Source organism: Pseudomonas sp. BAV 4579 (assembly GCF_009765395.1).
GTDB lineage: Bacteria > Pseudomonadota > Gammaproteobacteria > Pseudomonadales > Pseudomonadaceae > Chryseomonas > Chryseomonas aestiva.
This window is the reverse complement of sequence record NZ_WHOV01000005.1, coordinates 126,443-146,574: the sequence shown is the minus strand read 5'-3', so window position 1 is coordinate 146,574 and position 20,132 is coordinate 126,443. Positions and strand designations below refer to the sequence as shown.

The following is a 20,132-nucleotide window of genomic DNA, read 5'->3' as shown; positions in this document are numbered from 1 at the left end:
ACCCCATGCCTTCCGATTCCTCCATCTTCAGAACCGCCGCCGCCTACGCAGCCAGCGCCCAGCCTGCGGCGAGCGAAGGTGGCGTGGCCCTGTCGGTGCCGCGGCTCAATCTGTTCTACGGCAAGAAGCAGGTCTTGCAGGACATCGCCCTGGAGATCCCGCGCCAGCGGGTCACCGCCTTCATCGGCCCTAGCGGTTGCGGCAAGTCGACCCTGCTGCGCTGCTTCAATCGCCTGAACGACCTGGTGGAAGACTGCCGCATCGACGGCGAGATCCTGCTCGACGGCCAGAACATCTATGCCCGCGGCACCGAGATCGCCGAGTTGCGGCGGCGGGTGGGCATGGGGTTCCAGAAGCCCAATCCCTTTCCCAAGAGCATCTACGAGAACGTGGTCTACGGCCTGCGCATCCAGGGCATCAAGCAGAAGCGCGTGCTCGACGAGGCGGTGGAGTGGGCGCTGCATGGCGCGGCGCTGTGGGAAGAGGTCAAGGACCGCCTGCACGAGTCGGCCCTGGGGCTTTCCGGCGGCCAGCAGCAGCGCCTGGTGATCGCCCGCACCATCGCCGTGCAGCCCGATGTGCTGCTGCTCGACGAACCCTGCTCGGCGCTGGATCCCATCTCCACCCTCAAGGTGGAAGAGCTGATCCACGAACTGAAACAGCGCTACACCATCGTCATCGTCACCCACAACATGCAGCAGGCGGCGCGGGTGTCCGACTACACCGCCTTCATGTACATGGGCCAGCTGGTCGAACACGGCGACACCGACACCCTCTTCACCAATCCGGCAAAGCGGCAGACCGAAGACTACATCACCGGCCGCTACGGCTAGTTCCAGGCAGGCCGGTGCCCCACCCGGCGACTCGCTCCTCTCAGGCAGGACTGACAGCATGATCAACAAAGAAGGCCACACGCAGCACATCTCCCAGCAATACAACGTCGAACTGGAAGAGGTCCGCAGCCACCTGCTGGCCATGGGCGGTCTGGTGGAAAAGCAGGTCAGCGACGCCGTGCGCGCGGTGATCGACGCCGATGCCGGCCTGGCGCGCCAGGTGCGCACCATCGACGACCAGATCGACATCATGGAACGCGGCATCGACGAGGAGTGCCTGCGCATCCTGGCCCGTCGGCAGCCCGCGGCCTCCGACCTGCGCCTGATCATCAGCATCTCCAAGTCGGTGATCGACCTGGAGCGCATCGGCGACGAGGCCTCCAAGATCGCCCGCCGCGCCATCGAGCTGACCGAGGACGGCGAGGCCCCGCGCGGCTACGTCGAGGTCCGCCACATCGGCGAACAGGTGCGCAAGATGGTCCATCAGGCGCTGGACGCCTTCGCCCGCTTCGACGCCGAACTGGCCCTCTCGGTGGCCCAGTACGACAAGCTGATCGACCGTGAATACAAGTCTGCGCTGCGCGAACTGGCCACCTACATGATGGAAGACCCGCGCTCCATCTCGCGGGTGCTGAGCATCATCTGGGTGCTGCGCTCCCTGGAGCGGGTCGGCGACCACGCGCGCAACATCGCCGAACTGGTGATCTACCTGGTGCAGGGCACCGACGTACGGCACATGGGCCTCAAGCGCATGGCCGAAGAGGTCAATCGGTCGCGCGAATGATCCGCCCGGTCACTCCCCGGGTGGCGTCCCGGACCTGCCTGCTATGCTGGAAGACTTGGCATGGAGTGACCGATGAGCAAGTTGAACGTACTGGTGGTGGATGATGCGCCCTTCATTCGCGATCTGATCAAGAAGGGCCTGCGCAACCTGTTTCCCGGCCTGGTGGTGGACGAGGCGGCCGATGGTCGCCGCGCCCAGACGCTGCTCGGCAAGCAGCGCTTCGACCTCATCCTCTGCGACTGGGAAATGCCCGGCATGACCGGTCTGGAACTGCTGAGCTGGTTTCGTGCCCAGCCGGACCACAAGGGCGTGCCCTTCATCATGGTCACCAGCCGCGGCGACAAGGAAAACGTCGTCCAGGCCATCCAGGCCGGGGTGTCCGACTACATGGGCAAACCCTTCTCCAACGAACAGCTGGCGGCCAAGGTCAAGAAGGCCCTGCAGCGCACCGGCAAGCTCGCCGAGTTGCAGGCCGGCGCCCAGCCACGCCCGGCCACCGGCTTCGCCAATGACTCCCTCGGCGCCCTGACCGCCGGCCGCAGCGACGTGGTCCAGCCGATCGCCGCCCCGGTGGCGGCCCCGGCCGCCACCTCCAGTGCCGCCTTGCTCACCGGCAGCGCGCCGCCGCCACCCGCCCGCGGCAAGCCCGCCGCCAATTTCGGCCAGGGCCAGCTGCGCCTGCCCAACGCCAGCATGGCCTGCCTGATCAAGGCCATCAGCATCAAGGAGGCCCTGCTGGTGGTCCGCCGTGGCGATCCGCTGCCGCAGATCCTGGAAACCGCCGTGCTCGACCTGGAGCAGGGCGAAGACGGTGGCGACGTGGCGCGCCTCAATGGCTACCTGCATTCCCTCAGCGCGGTGGAAGCGACCCCGGCCAGCGAGTGGGTGCAGGTCAACTTCCGCTTCATCGACCGCGACCCGGCCAAGCTCGACTACCTGTCGCGACTGATCGCCAAGGGCACCGCCCAGCGGCACTACGTGCCGGGCGCCTAGGGCAGGGGGCGCGATGAAGGGCCTGGCACGGAGACTGCTTCGCACTGCGACACCGCGGATTTCTGACGCCTTGCCCATGCCCCTTGCCTGTCGCCTGCTGCTGCTGTCGCTCGCCCTCTCGGGCCCCACCCTGGCGGCGCCCATCTACAAGTACGTGGATGCCAACGGCGTGGTCACCTACACCGACAAGGCGCAGAAGGGCGCCAAGGTGATGACCTTCAGTGACGACCCCATCGAGCGACTCGACCAGCGGGTCAAGCTGCAGCCGCGGCACTATGCCGGCGGCACGGTGCTGGAGGTGCGTAACGACAGCTTCCTGCCGGTGACCGTCACCCTGCGCCTCTCGGCGCTGCAGAATGTCAGCGGGGTGGGCGAGGCGCCCATCCGCAAGGTCCTGCCGGCGCGCAGCCTGACGCGCCTGGCGACGCTGATCGCGCCCGATCCGGGGCGTCCGCAACGCTATACCCCGCAGCTCACCACCCTGATGGGCAGTGCGACCCCGGTCTTCGCCTCCGGTTTCGCCTATCCGCTGCCCTGGCTGGGCGGTCCCTTCAACGTCAGCCAGGGCGCCGGCGGTGGTTTCAGCCACAACACGCCCAAGAGTCGCTATGCGGTGGACATCGCCATGCCCGAGGGCACGCCCATCGTGGTCTCGCGCGCCGGGCAGGTGGTAGAGGTGGAGAACGACCAGAACGGGCGTGGCAATCACCCCTCCGGCAACTTCGTGCGCATCCTCCACGACGACGGCACCATGAGCGTCTACCTGCACCTGCAGCGCGGTTCGATCAAGGTCGCCGAAGGCCAGTGGGTGCGCCCGGGTCAGGCACTGGCCTCGTCGGGCAACACCGGGCGCAGCACTGGGCCGCACCTGCACTTCGTGGTCCAGCGCAACACCGGCGAGGCGGTCGAATCCATTCCCTTCCGCTTCGCCCAGGCGGTGGACAGCCTGCCCAACTTCGCCGTCGGCGGACCTTGAGCGCCTGTTCACAGGCTGCTGCGCATCGGCCAAACGGCGTTGAAAAGCCCCTGGAAGGCCAGCCCCGCCTGGGCGGCCCCGTCGCAATGCTGATTTACCATCGGTAAACCCGGGCGCGGGCCCGATCCGCTTCCTCAGGGCTTTTCGTGGGGCCGCCCAGGGCTTGTTTGGCTCTAGCTCGCGAGCCTTTGAGCAGGCTCTTACCCTTGTCCAGCTTCAGCCCTGGGCGTCGAGGTACTCGCTGGGCGAGACGCCCAGCACCCGGCGAAACATCCGGGTAAAGGCCGAGGGCGAGGCATAGCCCAGGTCCAGGGCCACCCGGGTCACCGGCTCGCCGGCAGCCAGTCGCGGCAGGGCCAGCATCAGCCGGGTGTGCTGGCGCCAGGTGGAAAAGCTGGTGCCGGTTTCCTTGAGGAACAGCCGCGCCAGACTGCGCGAGCAGAGGTGCAGTTGCTGCGCCCAGCTCGCCAGCGCCGTGTCGTCGGCGGGATCGGCGTGCAGACTGGTCTGGATGGCCCGCAGCCGCCGGTCGGCCAGCGCCGGCAGGTGCAGGGCGGTCTCTTCGAGAAACACCAGTTCCGCCAGCATCAGCGCCCGTACGTGGCTGCCCAGCTCGGCCTCGCCGTAGGAAGCGCCGCCGCGTCTCAGGCAGCGCAACAATTCGCGCAGCAGCGGCGAGATGAGCACCATGCGGGTGGCCGCCTGGGGACAGGGCAGGCCGCTCGGCAAGTCGATGATCACCACCTGCAGGGTGGCCTCGCCATTGGCCCGCGCCTGGTGCTCGATGCGCGGCGGAATCCAGATCGCCTGCTTGGGCGGTACGTACCAGACCCCTTCGTGGGTGGTGACCTCCAGCACGCCGTTGACCGTGTACATCAGGTGCGCCTGATCGTGCACATGCGGCGGCCACACCTGGCCATGGGCGAAGGTGCTGAGCTGGGACACCAGGGGACCGGCAGGCGGGATGGGGGCATCCGCCACCACGCTCCGCGCTCGGTCGATTGTCTGTTCCTGCATAACAGCTGTCCGTTTCGGTTGGGCCGGGTCCAGGTGCCAGGGCCTAACCTGCAGCACTATGGCCGGAGCATCGGGCGCGCCCAGGGGTGACCCCTCTGCACGCCGCAAACCTGCCTCTCGCGGGAGTGTCGCACAGAACACCCGCCGCTTGGCTGACCTGCCTGAACCATCAGGCCTGTATTTGAACTACCGTCCGATCGGTGGCAGCGTGGCACAGGGATTTGAGTGCCACGCTTTTTTATTTGCGTCGATGCTTTGCCAGCGGCTTCACAAAGCCGGGGTTTGGCCATCGCCCACCCGGCACGGCTTTGTTAGGTTCTGTCCTTGCCCATCATGGTGGCCCTATGCCATGGACCGACGCCTGACCGCCCTGATCTCCTGCCTGACCCTCGCCCTGGCCATGCCCGCCCTCGCACCGGCTGCCGAAAAGGCGACCCTGACCAAGACCTCCGCCAAGAGCCCGGCCCGCAAGGGGCAGGTCAAGCTCAAGGTGCGCAATGCCAGTGAAGGCCGCATCTTCGAGGTTCGCAACGATTTCGACGTACCCGTGCGGGTCGAGCTGCGCCTGCAGCGCACCGTCAACGTGGCCGGTGCCGAGCGCCCGATCCGCCAGGTCATCGAGCCGCGCTCCACGGTGCAGTTGGCGGTGATCCGCAAGCGCCAGCAGGGCTTTCCCATGCACTTCGAACAGGCCTTCAGCTACAGTCCGCAGCTGCCGGTCGGCCCCCTGCCGCCGCTGGCGACGGATGTCGCGGGTGCTGCCGACAACGGCATCGGCTATGGTTACGCCTGGCCCTGGCGCCAGGGCGTCTACTACGTGACCCAGGGCGCGGGCGGCGATTTCAGTCACCACACGCCCAAGGGCCGCTATGCCGTGGACATCGCCATGCCCGAAGGCACGCCGATCAGCGCCGCCCGGGCCGGCACGGTGATCGACGTCGAAAACGGCCAGTTCGGCCATGGTCCCAACCCCTCCGGCAACTTCGTGCGCATCGCCCACGAGGACGGCAGCCAGAGCGCCTACCTCCACCTGCGCCGCGGTTCGGTCAAGGTGCGACCCGGCGAGCGGGTGGAGATCGGCACGCCCCTGGCGGAGTCGGGCAACACCGGTCGCAGCACCGGTCCCCATCTGCATTTCGTCGTCCAGGCCCACACGGGCGGTGAAATGGTCTCCATCCCCTTCCGTTTCGTGCGGCCGCTGGCGGCCCTGCCCAACATGGCGCTGGGCGACCGCTGAGTCCGCGCTTCAGGGCAATCCAGACCGGTTGACGCCACCGGGCCCCTCCAGGGCCCAGGCGCCCTGTCGCCGGTAGAAATCCCTTGGCAGGACCATGCCTGGTGGCGTTATGCTATCACCACGCTATTTCCTCCAGGGCGCGGGCTCTACCGCGGCCTTTCCTTCCTTCAGGCTACGGATGCCGCCCATGAAAGGATTCCTGGCCGCCCTGTGCGCCGGTGGGCGCAATCGGGCTTTGCACCTGCTGGTCCTGCTGCTGATCGCCCTCGACGGCCAGGCGCAGGTGCTGCGGCTCGACGATCCGGCGCGCAGTTACGATCCCCGCCCGGCACTGGAGATTCTCAAGGCGCCCGCCAGTCTGACCTTTGCCGAGGCCGCCGCGCGCCCACGCGGTGGCGAGGATGGCTGGCATGCGCCCGATGAGCTGGAAATGCTGCTCCATGACGGTCGCCAGGGCCTCTGGCTGCGCTTCGCCATCCAGGGCCGCGACGACCAGGCCTGGTGGCTGATTCCGACCTGGCCGGTGCTGGATCGCCTGGACCTGCGCACCCGCGCGGCCGATGGTCGCTGGAGTCCGCTGCAGCGCAGCGGCCTGGCGCTGCCGGCGACGCAACGGGCGCTGCCCGGGCGCCAGCTGATGTTCGCCCTGGCGCCGGCCGCGGGCGCCGTGGAGGAGGTCTACCTGCGGCTGGATTCGCGGGAGACCTTCGTCCTGCCGCTGCGCCTGGTGACCCCGGCCACCTATCTGCGCGAGGCCCAGCACGATGCCTGGCTGGTCGGCAGCTTCTTTGGCTGCCTGATCACAATGTTGCTGCTGACCCTCATGCTGTGGGGCTTCGGCCGCCGCTCGGGCTTTGGCTGGTACGCCCTCTATCTGCTCAGCGTCATCGGCTATCAGGCGGTCACCAGCGGCTATGGCGCCTGGCAACTCTGGCCGGAGAGCCCGGCCTTCGCCCTGCGTGCGCACCTGGCCTTCGCCGCCCTGTGCTTGCTGAGTGGCGGGTTGTTCGTGCGCTATCTGCTCAGTCTCTATCACGGCGGTCGCTGGATCGATTTCGGCAATCGCCTGCTGATCGGCTACTGGAACGTGGCGCTGGTCGTCACGCTGATCTGGCCGGACCTGCTGAGCTTCCAGGAAATGCTCGGCATGATGGCGCTGAGTTGCCTGGGCCTGCTGGGCACCACCACCTACCTGGCGCTGCGCGGCAGCCGCATGGCGCTGTGGTTCAGCGCCGCCTGGGCCCTGCTGTTGCTGGGCAGCTCGATCCAGCTGCTGGCGGTGGCTGGCTGGCTGGCCGCCGACAGTCCGGCCTTCCATGGGCAGATGGCCGGTTTCGCCCTGGGCTTCGTGATGCTGTCGCTGGGGCTCACCGAGGGCCTGAGTCTGCAGCGGCGGGCGCGAATCGAGGCGCAACGACAGGCCCTGGAGGCCTCCACCGCCCTGGCCCGGGAGCGCGAGGCCTCCTTTGTCGAACTGGAATTGCGGGTGGCGCTGCGCACCGTCGAGTTGCAGCAGGCCAAGGCCTCCCTGGAACGACTAAATCGCGAACTGCTGCACCAGAGCCAGACCGATCCCCTGACCGGACTCGGCAACCGCCGGCATTTCGAGCGACTCTTCCAGCAGGAGATCCGCCGCGCCATCCGTGCCGAACTGCCGCTGGCGGTGCTGCTGGTGGACATCGACCACTTCAAGGCGGTCAACGACACCCATGGCCACACCCTGGGCGACGAATGCCTGAGGTGCGTGGCCGAGGTGTTGCGCCAGCACGTCCAGCGGGCGGGGGAGGTGGCGGCGCGCTATGGAGGCGAGGAATTCGTCATCGCCCTGCCCGGGAGCGACCAGATCGCGGCCCGGACGCTGGCGGAGCGCATCCGCAAGGACGTGGCGGCGCTGGAATTGCAGACCGAGCACGGACGCCTGCGGCCGTCGATCAGCATCGGGGTCGCGGTGACCGTGCCGAGCAATCTCGAACACGGCCTGGGCCTCTTGGAAGACGCCGATCGGGCGCTCTATGCGGCCAAGCGCGGCGGGCGCAATCGTGTCTGCCTGAGCGATGGCCTGCCGGCGCTGGGCAGCGGACGCGGCTGAGGCCGCGCGCCCTCAGCGCTCTTCCGGCTGGCGCCGGCGGACGTCCTTGGGATCCAGCTTGATGACCTTGGCCAGGACGATCTTGGGGCCCTTCATCTTCTTGACGATGATGCGCAGCCCTTCGGCCTCCAGCACCGTCTCCTCTTCCGGAACACGCTTCAGGCTGTCGTAGATCAGCCCGGCCAGGGTCTCGGCCTCGACGTGATCCAGGTCGATGCCCAGCAGCCGCTCGACCTTGAACAGCGGGGTGTCGCCACGCACCAGCAGCTTGCCCGGCTGGTACGCGACCACACCGCGCTCGGTCTTGCGGTGTTCGTCCTGGATGTCGCCCACCAGGACCTCGAGCACGTCTTCCATGGTCAGGAAGCCGATGACCTTGTGGTCGGCTTCTTCCACCAGCACGAAGTGCGCGCCACCGCGGCGGAACTGCTCCAGTAGGTCGGACAGCGGCATGTGCTTGGTCACCCGCTCCAACGGATGCACCAGGTCGTCGAGGTCGAAGGAGGCCGCTTCACTGTCCAGGCCGGCGATGGCCAGGAGCAGGTCCTTGATGTGCAGCACCCCGGTAAAGGTCTGGCTGTCTTCGTCATAGACCGGGTAGCGACTGTACTTGGAGCGGCGGATCTGGGTGAGGATCTCGTCCAGGCTGGCCTTGCTGTCCAGATAGATGAGGTCTTCGCGGGAATTGGCCCAGTCCACCACCTCCAGCTCGCCCAGTTCCACCGCCGAGGCCAGCACCCGGGCGTCCGGGTCGGTGGCGCGGTTGGAGTGCAGGATCAGCTTGAGTTCGTCGCGGCTGTAGTGGTGTTCGTGGTGCGCGCCCGGCTCGCCCTGGCCGGCGATGCGCAGGATGCCATTGGCGCTGGCGTTGAGCAGCCAGATGGCCGGGTACATCAGCCAGTAGAACAGGTACAGCGGCACCGCCGTCCACAGCGAGAGCAGGTCGGGCTTGCGGATCGCCCAGGACTTGGGCGCCAGCTCGCCGACCACGATGTGCAGGTAGGAGATGATGAAGAACGCCGAGAAGAAGGCGATGCCGTGGATCACCTCGGGGCTGCTGACGCCGACGGCGCCGAGCAGGGGTTCGAGCAATTCGGCGAAGGCCGGTTCGCCGACCCAGCCCAGGCCCAGGGAGGCCAGGGTGATGCCGAGCTGGCAGGCGGAGAGGTAGGCGTCGAGCTGGTTGTGCACCTTCTTGAGGATGCGCCCGCGCCAGCCGTGCTTCTTGGCGATGGCTTCCACGCGGGTGGCGCGCAGCTTGACCATGGCGAACTCGGCGGCGACGAAGAAGCCGTTGAGCAGCACGAGGAAGAAGGCGAAGAACACGAGGCCGAGATCGGCGAACAACGTCGAGGCGAGGCTGGTGGAAGGGTCCATTAGGGCCGAGAGCTGCAGAAAGGTCGGCTAAGCATGGGGGCGGGGCAGGGCAGTTGCAAGATGTTGCGCCCGCTGGAGGGACGGGGCGCACCCTGGGCTGACGGACAGTGGCTCTGGCGCCGATGTTTGCCGGCGGGCCTTTTTCGCTAGGTCCAGCCTTCCAGACGCATGGTAGCCCGCACCAGGCGCTGCTCTTCCTGCTCGATCTCGCGCAGGTTGTCCCTCACGCTGTGGATGTGCTCGCGGGCGGCGGCATGGGCCTCGCCGGGCAGGCGCTGGCTCACGGCGGCATAGAGGCGGGCATGCTGGGCGTCGATTTCGCGGCGCTGCGGTGGCCGATGGTAGAGATTGGCGATGCAGGCGAACACCGAGCCCAGCAAGAGCTCGTTGAGCGATTGCAGGGTGTGCACCAGCACCGGATTGTGCGAGGCCTCGCTGATCGCCAGGTGGAAGGCGTGGTCGAGGCGAGCGTGGGTTTCCGCTGGCAGGCTGGCCGGATCCTGGCAGGCGGCGCACAGCTCGTCGTAGCGGCGGCCGATGAGCACCAGGTCGGCGGTGGTGGCGCGCAGCGCGGCCAGGCGCGCGGCTTCGCCTTCCAGCAGGGCGCGGACTTCCAGCAGGTCATAGAGGGTGCGTGGCTGGCTGCTGAACAGGTGCAGCAGCGGATTCTCCGCCGCCGGCGCCGCCAGGCGGGCGACGAAGCTGCCCTGGCCGTGGCGGGTCTCGATGATGCCGCGGGCGCGCAGCAGCCCCAGGCCCTCGCGCAGGGCGGTGCGGGAGACACCGAGCTTGTCGCACAGGCGCCGCTCGGAGGGCAGCGGCTGGCCGACCTTGAGCACCCCATCCACCACCAGCCGTTCGATCTGCTGGCTGACGTTCTCGGCGACGGGAAGGCGGGCGACGGGTGCGGACATAAGGATTTCCTGCTGGTATGACCACGAGGTTACATCCTAGTGAGCCACCGGCCGGATTTGCCGTCAAGCGGGCTGAAACCTGCTACTCCTTTGGTCGAAGAGAGCGTAAAAACTGGTATGACCAGTGCGCTGGGTCATGGACGCCCTGGTTGCAGTCGGGGTACAACAAAGCCTCTCCAGCCAGAACAACAACAATGGCGGTTACCCGATGAGCCTGGTCTACGACGAACGTCTCGACGGCGCCTTGCCCCGCCCGGACAAGACGCAACTGCTGCAGCGGTTGCGTGCCGAACTGCCCGAGCACTGCCTGCTGCACGACAGGGAAGACCTCAAACCCTATGAGTGCGATGGTCTCGCGGCCTATCGCACCACGCCGTTGCTGGTGGTCCTGCCGGAAACGGTGGAGCAGGTGCAGGCGACCCTGCGCCTCTGCCATGAGCTGAACGTGCCCCTGGTGGCGCGCGGTGCCGGCACCGGTCTCTCTGGCGGCGCCCTGCCACTGGAGCAGGGCGTGCTGCTGGTGATGGCGCGCTTCAACCGCATCCTTGACGTGGACCCCGATGGTCGCCGTGCCCGGGTCCAGCCCGGGGTGCGCAACCTGGCCATCTCCCAGGCCGCGGCGCCCTTTGAGCTCTACTACGCCCCCGATCCCTCGTCGCAGATCGCCTGTTCCATCGGCGGCAACGTGGCCGAGAATGCCGGCGGCGTGCACTGCCTGAAATACGGCCTGACCGTGCACAACGTGCTGGCGGTGGAGATCGTCACCCTGGAGGGCGAGCGCCTGACCCTGGGCAGCGCCGCCCTGGACAGTCCCGGCTTCGACCTGCTGGCGCTGTTCACCGGCTCCGAGGGCCTGCTCGGGGTGGTGGTGGAGGTGACCGTCAAGCTCCTGCCCAAGCCGCCCTGTGCCCGGGTGGTGATGGCCAGCTTCGCCGACATCGAGCGCGCCGGGGCGGCGGTGGCCGACATCATCGCCGCCGGCATCATCCCCGGTGGGCTGGAAATGATGGACAACCTGACCCTGAGAGCCGCCGAGGACTTCATCCACGCCGGCTACCCGGTGGACGCCGCGGCCATCCTGCTCTGCGAGCTGGACGGGGTGGAAGCCGACGTGGCCGCCGACATCGAGCGCGTCAGCAGCCTGCTGGCCGCCGCCGGCGCCACCGAGATCCGCCTGGCCCGCGACGAGGCCGAGCGGCAGAAATTCTGGGCCGGGCGCAAGAACGCCTTTCCCGCGGTGGGTCGGCTGTCGCCCGACTACTACTGCATGGACGGCACCATCCCGCGCCGCGCCCTGCCCCAGGTCCTGCGCGGCATCGAGGCGCTGTCGGCGGAATACGGCCTGGCGGTGGGCAATGTCTTCCATGCCGGCGACGGCAATCTGCATCCGCTGATCCTCTTCGATGCCAATAGGCCCGGCGAGCTGGAGCAGGCCGAGGCCCTGGGTGGCCGCATCCTCGACCTCTGCGTGGCGGTGGGCGGCACCATCACCGGCGAACACGGCGTGGGTCGCGAAAAGATCAATGCCATGTGCACCCAGTTCCAGTCCGGCGAACTGCTCTTCTTCCATGCGGTGAAGGCCGCCTTCGACGCCCCCGGGCTGCTCAATCCCGGCAAGAACGTGCCGACCCTGCAGCGCTGCGCCGAATTCGGTGGCCTGCACGTGCATCGTGGCCAGCTGCCTCACCCCGAACTGGAGCGCTTCTGATGGACAGCCTGGAACTGCTCCTCGACCAGGTCCGCGAGGCCCTGGTCCGTCGCCAGCCGCTGCGCATCCAGGGCGGCGACACCAAGGCCCACCTGGGGCGTGCGGTCGAGGGCGAGCCGCTGGACGTCAGCGGCCACCGCGGTCTGGTGCACTACGACCCCACCGAGCTGGTGGCCACGGTCCGTACCGGCACGCCGCTGGCCGAACTCGATGCCGCCCTGGCCGAGCGGGGGCAGATGCTGCCCTGCGAGCCGCCACGGCTGGGGGAGGGCGCCACGGTCGGCGGTACCCTGGCCTGCGGCCTCTCCGGTCCGCGTCGGCCCTGGGCCGGCAGCCTGCGGGATTTCGTCCTGGGCACCCGCCTGATCACCGGCACCGGCGAGCACCTGAGATTTGGTGGCGAGGTGATGAAGAATGTCGCCGGCTACGACGTCTCCCGGCTGCTGGCCGGTAGCCAGGGTTGCCTGGGGGTGATCACCGAGGTGTCCTTCAAGGTGCTGCCCCGGCCGCGTTGCAGCCAGAGTCTGAGCCTGGAGCTGGACGCCGCGCGCGCCCTGCAGCGCCTGGCCGTCTGGGGCCGCGAAGCCCTGCCGATCTCGGCGGCCTGCCATGACGGGCAGCGGCTGCAGCTGCGCCTGGAGGGCGGCGAGGGCTCGGTGCGCTCGGCCGTCGATCGCCTGGGCGGTGAAGCCCTGGGCGAGGCCTTCTGGGACGCGCTCAACGAACAGCGGCTGGCCTTCTTCGACGACCCCAGGCCGCTGTGGCGGCTGTCGGTACCGGTCAATACCCCGCTGCTGGAGTTGCCTGGCAGCCTCTTGCTGGACTGGGGCGGTGCCCAGTACTGGCTCAAGAGCGATGCCCCGGCCACGGTCCTGCGCGAGATCGCCGAGCGTGCCGGTGGCCATGCGCTGTGCTACACGCCGGACGCCGAGCGCGAGGCCCAGCACCCGCTGCCCGCCGCGCTGCTCGACTATCACCGCCGCCTCAAGGCGCGCCTGGACCCCCAGGGGATCTTCAATCCGGGTCGGCTGTACGCCGGGCTGTAGGGGAAAGACGTCATGCAAACCAATCTGAGTCCCGCCGCCCGCGAATTGCCCCGCGCCGCCGATGCCGAGCGGGTGCTGCGCAGCTGCGTGCACTGCGGCTTCTGCAACGCCACCTGTCCGACCTACCAGCTGCTCGGCGACGAGCTGGACGGGCCCCGCGGGCGCATCTACCTGATCAAGGGCATGCTCGAAGGCGGCGAGGTCAGCGAAAAGACCCGCGAGCACCTCGACCGCTGCCTGACCTGCCGCAATTGCGAGACCACCTGTCCCTCGGGCGTCTCCTATCACGAATTGCTCGACATCGGCCGCGCGGAGGTGGAGCGCCGGGTGCCGCGGCCGCTGGGCCAGCGCCTGCTCCGCGCCGGGCTGCGCCAGGTGCTGCCGCAGCCACGGCTGTTCGGCGCCCTGCTGAAAAGCGGCCAAACCCTGCGACCGCTGTTGCCGGCCAGCGTCCAGGCCAAACTGCCGGCGCGCATCGCCGCGCCCGGGGTGCGGCCGGCACCTCGCCATGCCCGGCGCATGCTGATCCTCGAAGGCTGCGTGCAACCGGGGCTGTCGCCCAATACCAATGCCGCCACCGCGCGGGTACTGGATCGCCTCGGCATCAGCCTGGACGCCGCGCCCCGCGCCGGTTGCTGCGGCGCGGTGGACTATCACCTCAATGCCCAGGACGCCGGCCTCGACCGCGCCCGGCGCAACATCGACGCCTGGTGGCCGGCCCTGCAGGGCGGCGCCGAGGCCATCATCCAGACCGCCAGCGGCTGCGGCGCCTTCGTCAAGGAATACGCCAGCCTGCTCAAGGACGACCCGGCCTATGCCGCCAAGGCCCGCGAGGTCTCGGCGCGCACCCGCGACCTGGTGGAGGTGCTGCGCGAGCTGCCCCTGGAAGAGCTGCAGCTGAAGGACACCCCGCGGCTGGCCTTCCATTGCCCCTGCACCCTGCAGCACGCCCAGCGCCTCGGCGGCGCCGTGGAAGGCGTCCTGCAGCGCCTCGGCTTTCCGCTGGCACCGGTGCCGGACGGTCACCTCTGCTGCGGTTCGGCCGGCACCTATTCGCTGACCCAGCCGGACTTGTCGCGGCGGCTGCGTGACGCCAAGCTCGATGCCCTGGAAAGTGGTCACCCCGAGGTGATCGCCACCGCCAACATCGGTTGCCAGAGCCATCTCGACGGCGCCGGGCGCACCCCGGTGCGCCACTGGATCGAAATCCTCGACGCGGCCCTGGCCGCTCCGACCCAACCCTGAACCCTGGAGGCCCCATGAACAGCAAAGCCGTGCTCACCCTTGCCGAGATCAACACCCTGCTGGCCGCCGGTCGCGCCGAAGCCGAACGCCAGGGCTGGGCCGTGTGCATCGCCGTGGCCGATGACGGCGGCCATCCGCTGGCGCTGTTGCGCCTCGACGGCGCCGCGCCCAACAGCGCCTACATCGCCCCGGAAAAGGCCCGCAGCGCCGCCCTGGCGCGCAAGGAGTCCAAGGTGCTGGAAGAGATGATCAACAACGGCCGCACCGCCTTTCTCAGCGCTCCGCTGATGCAGGGCATGCTCGAAGGCGGGGTGCCCATCCTGGTGGACGGCCAGGTGGTTGGCGCGGTCGGCGTCTCCGGCGTCAAGGCCGCGGAAGATGCGCAGGTCGCCAAGGCCGCCATCGCGGCACTGGGTTAACCCTCTCTCGACAGTTTCGTTATCAAGGAAAGCCATCATGACCGACCGCACTACCCTGGGCCGCCTGCAGGTGGCCACCGAACTGCAGCGTTTCATCGACGAGGAAGTGCTGCCCGGCACCGGGCTCGACACCGCCGCCTTCTGGTCGGGCGTGGACACCCTGGTGCACGAGCTGGCGCCGCGCAATCGCGAACTGCTGGCCGAGCGTGATCGCCTGCAGGTGGAGCTGGACACCTGGCACAGCGCCCATCCCGGCCCGGTCACCGATCTGCCCGCCTACCAGGCCTTCCTCGAAGGCATCGGCTATCTGCAACCGGTCCCCGGCCAGGTGCAGGCCTCGACGGCCGGCGTCGACCGCGAGATCGCCGAGCAGGCCGGTCCGCAGCTGGTGGTGCCGGTGCTCAACGCCCGCTACGCCCTGAACGCCGCCAACGCGCGCTGGGGTTCGCTGTACGACGCCCTCTATGGCACCGACGCCCTGCCCGAGAGCGAGGGCGCCGAGCGCGGCAAGGGCTACAACCCCACCCGCGGTGCCAAGGTGGTGGCCTTCGCCCGCCAGGTGCTGGACGGCGTGGCGCCCCTGGCCAGTGGCTCGCACCGGGACGCCACCGCCTACCGCATCCAGGACGGCCGCCTGGTGGTGGATCTCAGGAGCGGCACCAGCGAACTGGCCGATCCGGCTGTCTTCGTCGGCTACCAGGGCGATGCCGCGGCGCCGTCCGCGGTGCTGTTACGCCACAACGGCCTGCACCTGGAGATCCAGATCGACCGCGCCAGCAGCATCGGCAAGACCGACGCCGCAGGGGTCAAGGACCTGCTCATGGAAGCCGCGGTCAGCACCATCATGGACCTGGAAGATTCCATCGCCGCGGTGGACGCCGCCGACAAGGTCTTGGCCTATCGCAACTGGCTGGGCCTGATGAAGGGCGATCTGGCCGAAGAGGTCAGCAAGGGCGGCGAGACCTTTACCCGCCGCCTCAACCCCGATCGCGAGTACCAGGGCGCCGACGGCCAGCCGCTGCGCCTGCACGGGCGCTCGCTGCTGTTCATCCGCAACGTCGGCCACCTGATGACCAACCCGGCGGTGCTGCTGGAGGACGGTCGCGAGATCCCCGAAGGCATCCTCGACGCCCTGGTCACCGTGACCATCGCCATGCACGACCTCAAGCGCCAGGGCAACTCCCGCAGCGGCTCGGTGTACATCGTCAAACCCAAGATGCACGGCCCGGCCGAGGTGGCCTTCGCCGTGCAGCTGTTCGACCGCGTCGAGGCCCTGCTGGGGCTGCCGGCCAACACCGTCAAGCTGGGCATCATGGACGAGGAGCGCCGCACCAGCGTCAACCTCAAGGCCTGCATCGCCGCCGCCGCGGCGCGGGTGGCCTTCATCAACACCGGCTTCCTCGACCGCACCGGTGACGAGATGCACACCGCCATGCTGGCCGGGCCCATGCTGCGCAAGGGCGACATGAAGACCTCGAAGTGGATCACCGCCTACGAGCGCAACAACGTGCTGGTCGGCCTGGCCTGCGGCCTGCGCGGCAAGGCGCAGATCGGCAAGGGCATGTGGGCCATGCCCGACCTGATGGCGGCCATGCTGGAACAGAAGATCGGTCATCCCAAGGCCGGCGCCAACACCGCCTGGGTACCGTCGCCCACCGCCGCCGTGCTGCACGCCCTGCATTACCACCAGGTCAACGTCCAGCAGGTGCAGCAGGAACTGGAACGCAGCGACGTCGACGCCGCCCGTGGCGAATTGCTCGCCGGGCTGCTCAGCGTGCCGGTGGCCGAGTCGCCGGACTGGTCCGCCGACGCCATCCAGCAGGAACTGGACAACAACTGCCAGGGCATCCTCGGCTACGTGGTGCGCTGGGTCGACCAGGGCGTTGGCTGCTCCAAGGTGCCCGACATCCATGACGTCGGCCTGATGGAAGACCGCGCCACCCTGCGCATCTCCAGCCAGCACATCGCCAACTGGCTGCACCATGGCGTGGTCACGGCCGCACAGGTGGACGAGACCCTGCAGCGCATGGCCAGGGTGGTCGACGGCCAGAACGCCGGCGATGCGCTCTACGAACCCATGGCCGGCCACTTCGACAGCTCCTACGCCTACCGCGCCGCCCGCGACCTCATCTTCAAGGGCCGCGAGCAGCCCAGCGGCTACACCGAGCCGCTGCTGCACGCCTGGCGGTTGAAGAAGAAAGCGGGCGCCTGATCCGGCCAGGGCTTCCGTCCGGCGCGGGCGGGAGCCGCTTCTGCACGGAGCGGTGCCGGCGGTCCTCCGACCACCGCCCCTTCCCTTGCCACTGGCGAATTTTTATACTATCGGGTCCCCCGTTCCCGGGATCATCATCGCCACGAGGAAGACCATGGCCCGCGTTACTGTCGAAGACTGCCTGGACAACGTAGACAACCGATTCGAGCTGGTCATGCTCGCCACCAAGCGCTCGCGCCAGCTGGCCACCGGCGGCAAGGAGCCCAAGGTACCGTGGGACAACGACAAGCCCACCGTCGTCGCCCTGCGCGAGATCGCCGAAGGCCTGGTTGACGAGGAAGTCATCCGTCTGGACGACATCGTCGAAGAAGAGCCGCTGTTTGCCGCTTTCGAAGTCAACGACGAAGCGGACGGCGAGGCCCTCTAAGCCATGGCCGCCGAGCCTGCGTATGGTGACGCCCGCCCGACCGGCATCGACTTGCTGGCCGAACGTCTGGCGGACTACCTGACCCCCGACCAGGTCAATCTGGTCAGGCGGGCCTACTACTACGCCGAGCAGGCTCACGATGGGCAGCGCCGCCGCAGCGGCGAGCCCTATGTCACCCATCCGCTGGCCGTCGCCAACATCCTCGCCGACATGCACATGGACCATCAGAGCCTGATGGCGGCCATGCTGCACGACGTGATCGAGGACACCGGTATCGCCAAGGAAGCCCTGGTCGCCCAGTTCGGCGAAACGGTGGCGGAGCTGGTGGACGGGGTCAGCAAGCTGACCCAGATGAAGTTCGAGACCAAGGCCGAGGCCCAGGCGGAGAACTTCCAGAAGATGACCATGGCGATGTCCAAGGACATCCGCGTCATCCTGGTCAAGCTGGCCGACCGGCTGCACAACATGCGCACCCTGGACGCCATGCCGCCGGACAAGAGTCGGCGCATCGCCAAGGAGACCCTGGAAATCTACGCGCCCATCGCCAATCGGCTGGGCATGCACGATTTCTATGTGGAATTCGAGGACCTGGGCTTTCGCGCCATGCACCCGATGCGCGCCGAACGCATCCAGCGGGCGGTCAAGACCGCGCGGGGCAATCGCCGCGAGATCCTCGGCAAGATCCAGGAATCCCTGGCCAACTGCCTGGCCCGCGACGGCCTGGACGGCGAGGTGGTCGGCCGCGAAAAGCACCTGCACAGCATCTACCAGAAGATGCGCGGCAAGCGTAAGTCGTTCAACGAGATCATGGACGTCTACGGCTTCCGCATCATCGTCGACAAGGTCGACACCTGCTACCGGGTACTCGGCGCGGTCCACAACCTTTACAAGCCGTTCCCGGGGCGCTTCAAGGACTACATCGCCATCCCCAAGGCGAACGGCTACCAGTCCCTGCACACCACCCTGTTCGGCATGCACGGCGTGCCCATCGAGATCCAGATCCGCACCCGCGAGATGGAAGAGATGGCCAACAACGGCATCGCCGCCCATGGCCTGTACAAGGCCGGCGGCGACGAGCCGCGCGCCAGCCACCTGCGCGCGCGCCAGTGGGTGAAGGGCATCCTCGAGTTGCAGCAGCGCGCGGGCAACTCCCTGGAATTCATCGAGAACGTGAAGATCGACCTCTTCCCCGACGAGGTCTACGTCTTCACCCCCAAGGGTCGCATCATGGAGCTGCCCAAGGGCTCCACGGCCGTGGACTTCGCCTATGCGGTGCACACCGACGTGGGCAACAGCTGCATCGCCTGCCGCATCAATCGCCGCCTGGCGCCGCTGTCGCAGCCGCTGGGCAGCGGCGAGACGGTGGAGATCGTCACCGCGCCCGGTGCCCGGCCCAATCCGGCCTGGCTCAACTTCGTGGTCACCGGCAAGGCGCGCACCAACATCCGCCACGCGCTCAAGCAGCAGCGTCGCTCCGAGTCCATCAGCCTTGGCGAGCGCCTGCTGAACAAGGCGCTGTCGGGCTTTGGCACCCAGCTGTCGAAGATCTCGCCGATGCGCATCCTCTCGGTGCTGGGCGAGTACAAGGGCGTGGTGCTGGAAGACCTGCTCGAAGAGATCGGCCTGGGCAATCGCATGGCCTACGTGGTGGCGCGGCGCCTGGTGTCCGGCAGCGAGCAGGAAGAGCCGCTGGAGCCGCAGCCCGGCACCACGCCCCAGGGTCCGCTGGCCATCCGCGGCTCCGAAGGCCTGGTGATCAGCTACGCCAAGTGCTGCACGCCGATTCCGGGCGATCCCATCGTCGGCCACCTGTCGGCCGGCAAGGGCATGGTGATCCACCTGGAAAACTGTCGGAACATCGCCGAATTCCGGCACAACAGCGAAAAATGCATCGTGCTCAACTGGGCCAAGGACGTCACCGGCGAATTCAGCGTCGAGTTGCGCGTCCAGCTGGAGCACCAGCGCGGCCTGATCGCCATGCTGGCCAACAACGTCACCGCGGTGGACGCCAACGTCGAGAAGATCGGCATGAACGAGCGCGACGGCCGGGTCAGCGTGGTCCAGCTGGTGGTCAGCGTGCGCGATCGCGTGCACCTGGCGCGGGTGATCAAGAAGCTGCGCACGCTCAAGGGCGTGGCCGGTATTACTCGGGTTCGCAGCTGAGAACCTGCTCACGATCTGCTGCGCGTCGGCCAAACGGCGTTGAAAATGCCTTCGGAATGCTCATTTACCCCTCGTAAACTCCGCTTCCTCAGGCATTTTCGCCTTGTTTGCCTCTAGCTCGCACGATCGTAAACAGGTTCTGAGGTTGCAGCGGGTCGCCACCGGCTTGCAGAATCGGTCCTTTCCCGCACAGGAGCGACCCATGAGCAAGCAAGTGATCCACACCGACAAGGCGCCCGCCGCCATTGGCACCTATTCCCAGGCGATCAAGGTCGGTGACACCGTCTATCTCTCCGGGCAGATCCCGCTCAATCCGACCAGCATGGAGCTGGTGGACGGCTTCGAAGCCCAGGTGGTCCAGGTGTTCGAGAATCTCAAGTCCGTCGCCGAGGCCGCCGGTGGTTCCCTGGCCGACATCGTCAAGCTGAACATTTTCCTGATCGACCTTGCGCATTTCGCCACCGTCAACGAGATCATGGGTCGCTACTTCCAGCAGCCCTATCCCGCGCGCGCCGCCATCGGCGTAGCCGCCCTGCCGAAGGGCTCCCAGGTGGAAATGGACGGGGTGCTGGTGCTGGGTTGATATCCTTCTGATCGCGGCCAACGCCAGAGCGGCTCCACCCATGGCCGCGATAGCCCCAAACGAAAAAGCCGACCGTCTCGCGACGGTCGGCTTTTTCATACCCGCTTGG

The 20,132-nt window shown here is 67.8% G+C and carries 17 protein-coding genes; 14 read left to right on the top strand and 3 right to left on the bottom strand.

Annotation, left to right across the window (positions count from 1 at the left end; genetic code table 11):
* The first annotated feature begins 5 nt into the window (after window positions 1-5).
* The 4 genes from pstB to GSQ95_RS02650 all read left to right on the top strand — a co-directional run bounded on the left by pstB (window position 6) and on the right by GSQ95_RS02650 (window position 3,586).
* A complete protein-coding gene (pstB, locus tag GSQ95_RS02665) occupies window positions 6-833 on the top strand; it encodes a phosphate ABC transporter ATP-binding protein PstB (RefSeq protein WP_158889612.1) in 828 nt (275 codons plus the stop codon).
* Between the two features lie 58 nt (window positions 834-891).
* Window positions 892-1,617 (top strand): phosphate signaling complex protein PhoU, encoded by a 726-nt coding sequence (gene phoU / locus GSQ95_RS02660; RefSeq protein WP_007161478.1) that lies wholly within the window; start codon window positions 892-894, stop codon window positions 1,615-1,617.
* A gap of 72 nt (window positions 1,618-1,689) precedes the next feature.
* Window positions 1,690-2,610 carry a response regulator gene (locus tag GSQ95_RS02655; protein WP_158889614.1) on the top strand — a complete coding sequence of 307 codons (921 nt, stop codon included), beginning with the start codon at window positions 1,690-1,692 and terminating at the stop codon, window positions 2,608-2,610.
* 76 nt (window positions 2,611-2,686) lie between these two features.
* Window positions 2,687-3,586, top strand: a complete 900-nt coding sequence (locus GSQ95_RS02650) for a M23 family metallopeptidase (protein ID WP_158889616.1) — start codon at window positions 2,687-2,689, stop codon at window positions 3,584-3,586.
* 216 nt (window positions 3,587-3,802) lie between these two features.
* On the opposite strand, the gene GSQ95_RS02645 is transcribed toward GSQ95_RS02650, so the two are convergent.
* Entirely contained in the window at window positions 3,803-4,603 is an 801-nt protein-coding gene (locus tag GSQ95_RS02645) for an AraC family transcriptional regulator (RefSeq protein WP_158889618.1), read from the bottom strand.
* Window positions 4,604-4,952: 349 nt separating this feature from the next.
* Between GSQ95_RS02645 and GSQ95_RS02640 the strand changes: the two genes are divergently transcribed.
* Complete coding sequence (locus GSQ95_RS02640; protein WP_158889620.1) at window positions 4,953-5,840, top strand: M23 family metallopeptidase; 888 nt, start codon at window positions 4,953-4,955, stop codon at window positions 5,838-5,840.
* Between the two features lie 187 nt (window positions 5,841-6,027).
* A complete protein-coding gene (locus GSQ95_RS02635; protein WP_158889622.1) occupies window positions 6,028-7,929 on the top strand; it encodes a diguanylate cyclase in 1,902 nt (633 codons plus the stop codon).
* 12 nt (window positions 7,930-7,941) lie between these two features.
* On the opposite strand, the gene GSQ95_RS02630 is transcribed toward GSQ95_RS02635, so the two are convergent.
* Window positions 7,942-9,306, bottom strand: coding sequence for a hemolysin family protein (locus tag GSQ95_RS02630; protein WP_158889624.1), 1,365 nt, complete (start codon window positions 9,304-9,306; stop codon window positions 7,942-7,944).
* 146 nt (window positions 9,307-9,452) lie between these two features.
* Complete coding sequence (gene glcC / locus GSQ95_RS02625; RefSeq protein WP_158889626.1) at window positions 9,453-10,220, bottom strand: transcriptional regulator GlcC; 768 nt, start codon at window positions 10,218-10,220, stop codon at window positions 9,453-9,455.
* Window positions 10,221-10,428: 208 nt separating this feature from the next.
* On the opposite strand from glcC, the gene glcD reads away from it, so the two are divergent.
* The 8 genes from glcD to GSQ95_RS02585 all read left to right on the top strand — a co-directional run bounded on the left by glcD (window position 10,429) and on the right by GSQ95_RS02585 (window position 20,023).
* On the top strand, window positions 10,429-11,928 hold the full coding sequence (glcD, locus tag GSQ95_RS02620) for a glycolate oxidase subunit GlcD (RefSeq protein WP_158889790.1): 1,500 nt from the start codon (window positions 10,429-10,431) through the stop codon (window positions 11,926-11,928).
* Window positions 11,928-12,974 carry a glycolate oxidase subunit GlcE gene (gene glcE / locus GSQ95_RS02615; RefSeq protein ID WP_158889628.1) on the top strand — a complete coding sequence of 349 codons (1,047 nt, stop codon included), beginning with the start codon at window positions 11,928-11,930 and terminating at the stop codon, window positions 12,972-12,974. The genes glcD and glcE overlap by 1 nt, the downstream gene beginning before the upstream one ends.
* A 12-nt stretch (window positions 12,975-12,986) precedes the next feature.
* Window positions 12,987-14,219, top strand: a complete 1,233-nt coding sequence (glcF, locus tag GSQ95_RS02610; protein ID WP_158889630.1) for a glycolate oxidase subunit GlcF — start codon at window positions 12,987-12,989, stop codon at window positions 14,217-14,219.
* A 14-nt stretch (window positions 14,220-14,233) separates the two neighbouring features.
* Window positions 14,234-14,638 carry a heme-binding protein gene (locus GSQ95_RS02605; protein ID WP_158889632.1) on the top strand — a complete coding sequence of 135 codons (405 nt, stop codon included), beginning with the start codon at window positions 14,234-14,236 and terminating at the stop codon, window positions 14,636-14,638.
* 37 nt (window positions 14,639-14,675) lie between these two features.
* Complete coding sequence (locus GSQ95_RS02600; RefSeq protein ID WP_158889634.1) at window positions 14,676-16,850, top strand: malate synthase G; 2,175 nt, start codon at window positions 14,676-14,678, stop codon at window positions 16,848-16,850.
* A gap of 154 nt (window positions 16,851-17,004) precedes the next feature.
* The gene (gene rpoZ / locus GSQ95_RS02595; protein WP_017639297.1) at window positions 17,005-17,277 is read left to right on the top strand and encodes a DNA-directed RNA polymerase subunit omega; all 273 of its coding nucleotides are present in this window, start codon (window positions 17,005-17,007) and stop codon (window positions 17,275-17,277) included.
* 3 nt (window positions 17,278-17,280) lie between these two features.
* The gene (gene spoT / locus GSQ95_RS02590; protein WP_133860374.1) at window positions 17,281-19,440 is read left to right on the top strand and encodes a bifunctional GTP diphosphokinase/guanosine-3',5'-bis pyrophosphate 3'-pyrophosphohydrolase; all 2,160 of its coding nucleotides are present in this window, start codon (window positions 17,281-17,283) and stop codon (window positions 19,438-19,440) included.
* A 202-nt stretch (window positions 19,441-19,642) separates the two neighbouring features.
* Entirely contained in the window at window positions 19,643-20,023 is a 381-nt protein-coding gene (locus tag GSQ95_RS02585) for a RidA family protein (protein WP_007161463.1), read from the top strand.
* The last annotated feature ends 109 nt before the right edge of the window (window positions 20,024-20,132 follow it).

Coding starts and splice junctions, on each gene's coding strand:
- pstB (WP_158889612.1), top strand. CDS start 6: ATGCCTTCCGATTCCTCCATCTTCAGAACCGCCGCCGCCTACGCAGCC.
- phoU (WP_007161478.1), top strand. CDS start 892: ATGATCAACAAAGAAGGCCACACGCAGCACATCTCCCAGCAATACAAC.
- GSQ95_RS02655 (WP_158889614.1), top strand. CDS start 1,690: ATGAGCAAGTTGAACGTACTGGTGGTGGATGATGCGCCCTTCATTCGC.
- GSQ95_RS02650 (WP_158889616.1), top strand. CDS start 2,687: ATGCCCCTTGCCTGTCGCCTGCTGCTGCTGTCGCTCGCCCTCTCGGGC.
- GSQ95_RS02645 (WP_158889618.1), bottom strand. CDS start 4,603: ATGCAGGAACAGACAATCGACCGAGCGCGGAGCGTGGTGGCGGATGCC.
- GSQ95_RS02640 (WP_158889620.1), top strand. CDS start 4,953: ATGGACCGACGCCTGACCGCCCTGATCTCCTGCCTGACCCTCGCCCTG.
- GSQ95_RS02635 (WP_158889622.1), top strand. CDS start 6,028: ATGAAAGGATTCCTGGCCGCCCTGTGCGCCGGTGGGCGCAATCGGGCT.
- GSQ95_RS02630 (WP_158889624.1), bottom strand. CDS start 9,306: ATGGACCCTTCCACCAGCCTCGCCTCGACGTTGTTCGCCGATCTCGGC.
- glcC (WP_158889626.1), bottom strand. CDS start 10,220: ATGTCCGCACCCGTCGCCCGCCTTCCCGTCGCCGAGAACGTCAGCCAG.
- glcD (WP_158889790.1), top strand. CDS start 10,429: ATGAGCCTGGTCTACGACGAACGTCTCGACGGCGCCTTGCCCCGCCCG.
- glcE (WP_158889628.1), top strand. CDS start 11,928: ATGGACAGCCTGGAACTGCTCCTCGACCAGGTCCGCGAGGCCCTGGTC.
- glcF (WP_158889630.1), top strand. CDS start 12,987: ATGCAAACCAATCTGAGTCCCGCCGCCCGCGAATTGCCCCGCGCCGCC.
- GSQ95_RS02605 (WP_158889632.1), top strand. CDS start 14,234: ATGAACAGCAAAGCCGTGCTCACCCTTGCCGAGATCAACACCCTGCTG.
- GSQ95_RS02600 (WP_158889634.1), top strand. CDS start 14,676: ATGACCGACCGCACTACCCTGGGCCGCCTGCAGGTGGCCACCGAACTG.
- rpoZ (WP_017639297.1), top strand. CDS start 17,005: ATGGCCCGCGTTACTGTCGAAGACTGCCTGGACAACGTAGACAACCGA.
- spoT (WP_133860374.1), top strand. CDS start 17,281: ATGGCCGCCGAGCCTGCGTATGGTGACGCCCGCCCGACCGGCATCGAC.
- GSQ95_RS02585 (WP_007161463.1), top strand. CDS start 19,643: ATGAGCAAGCAAGTGATCCACACCGACAAGGCGCCCGCCGCCATTGGC.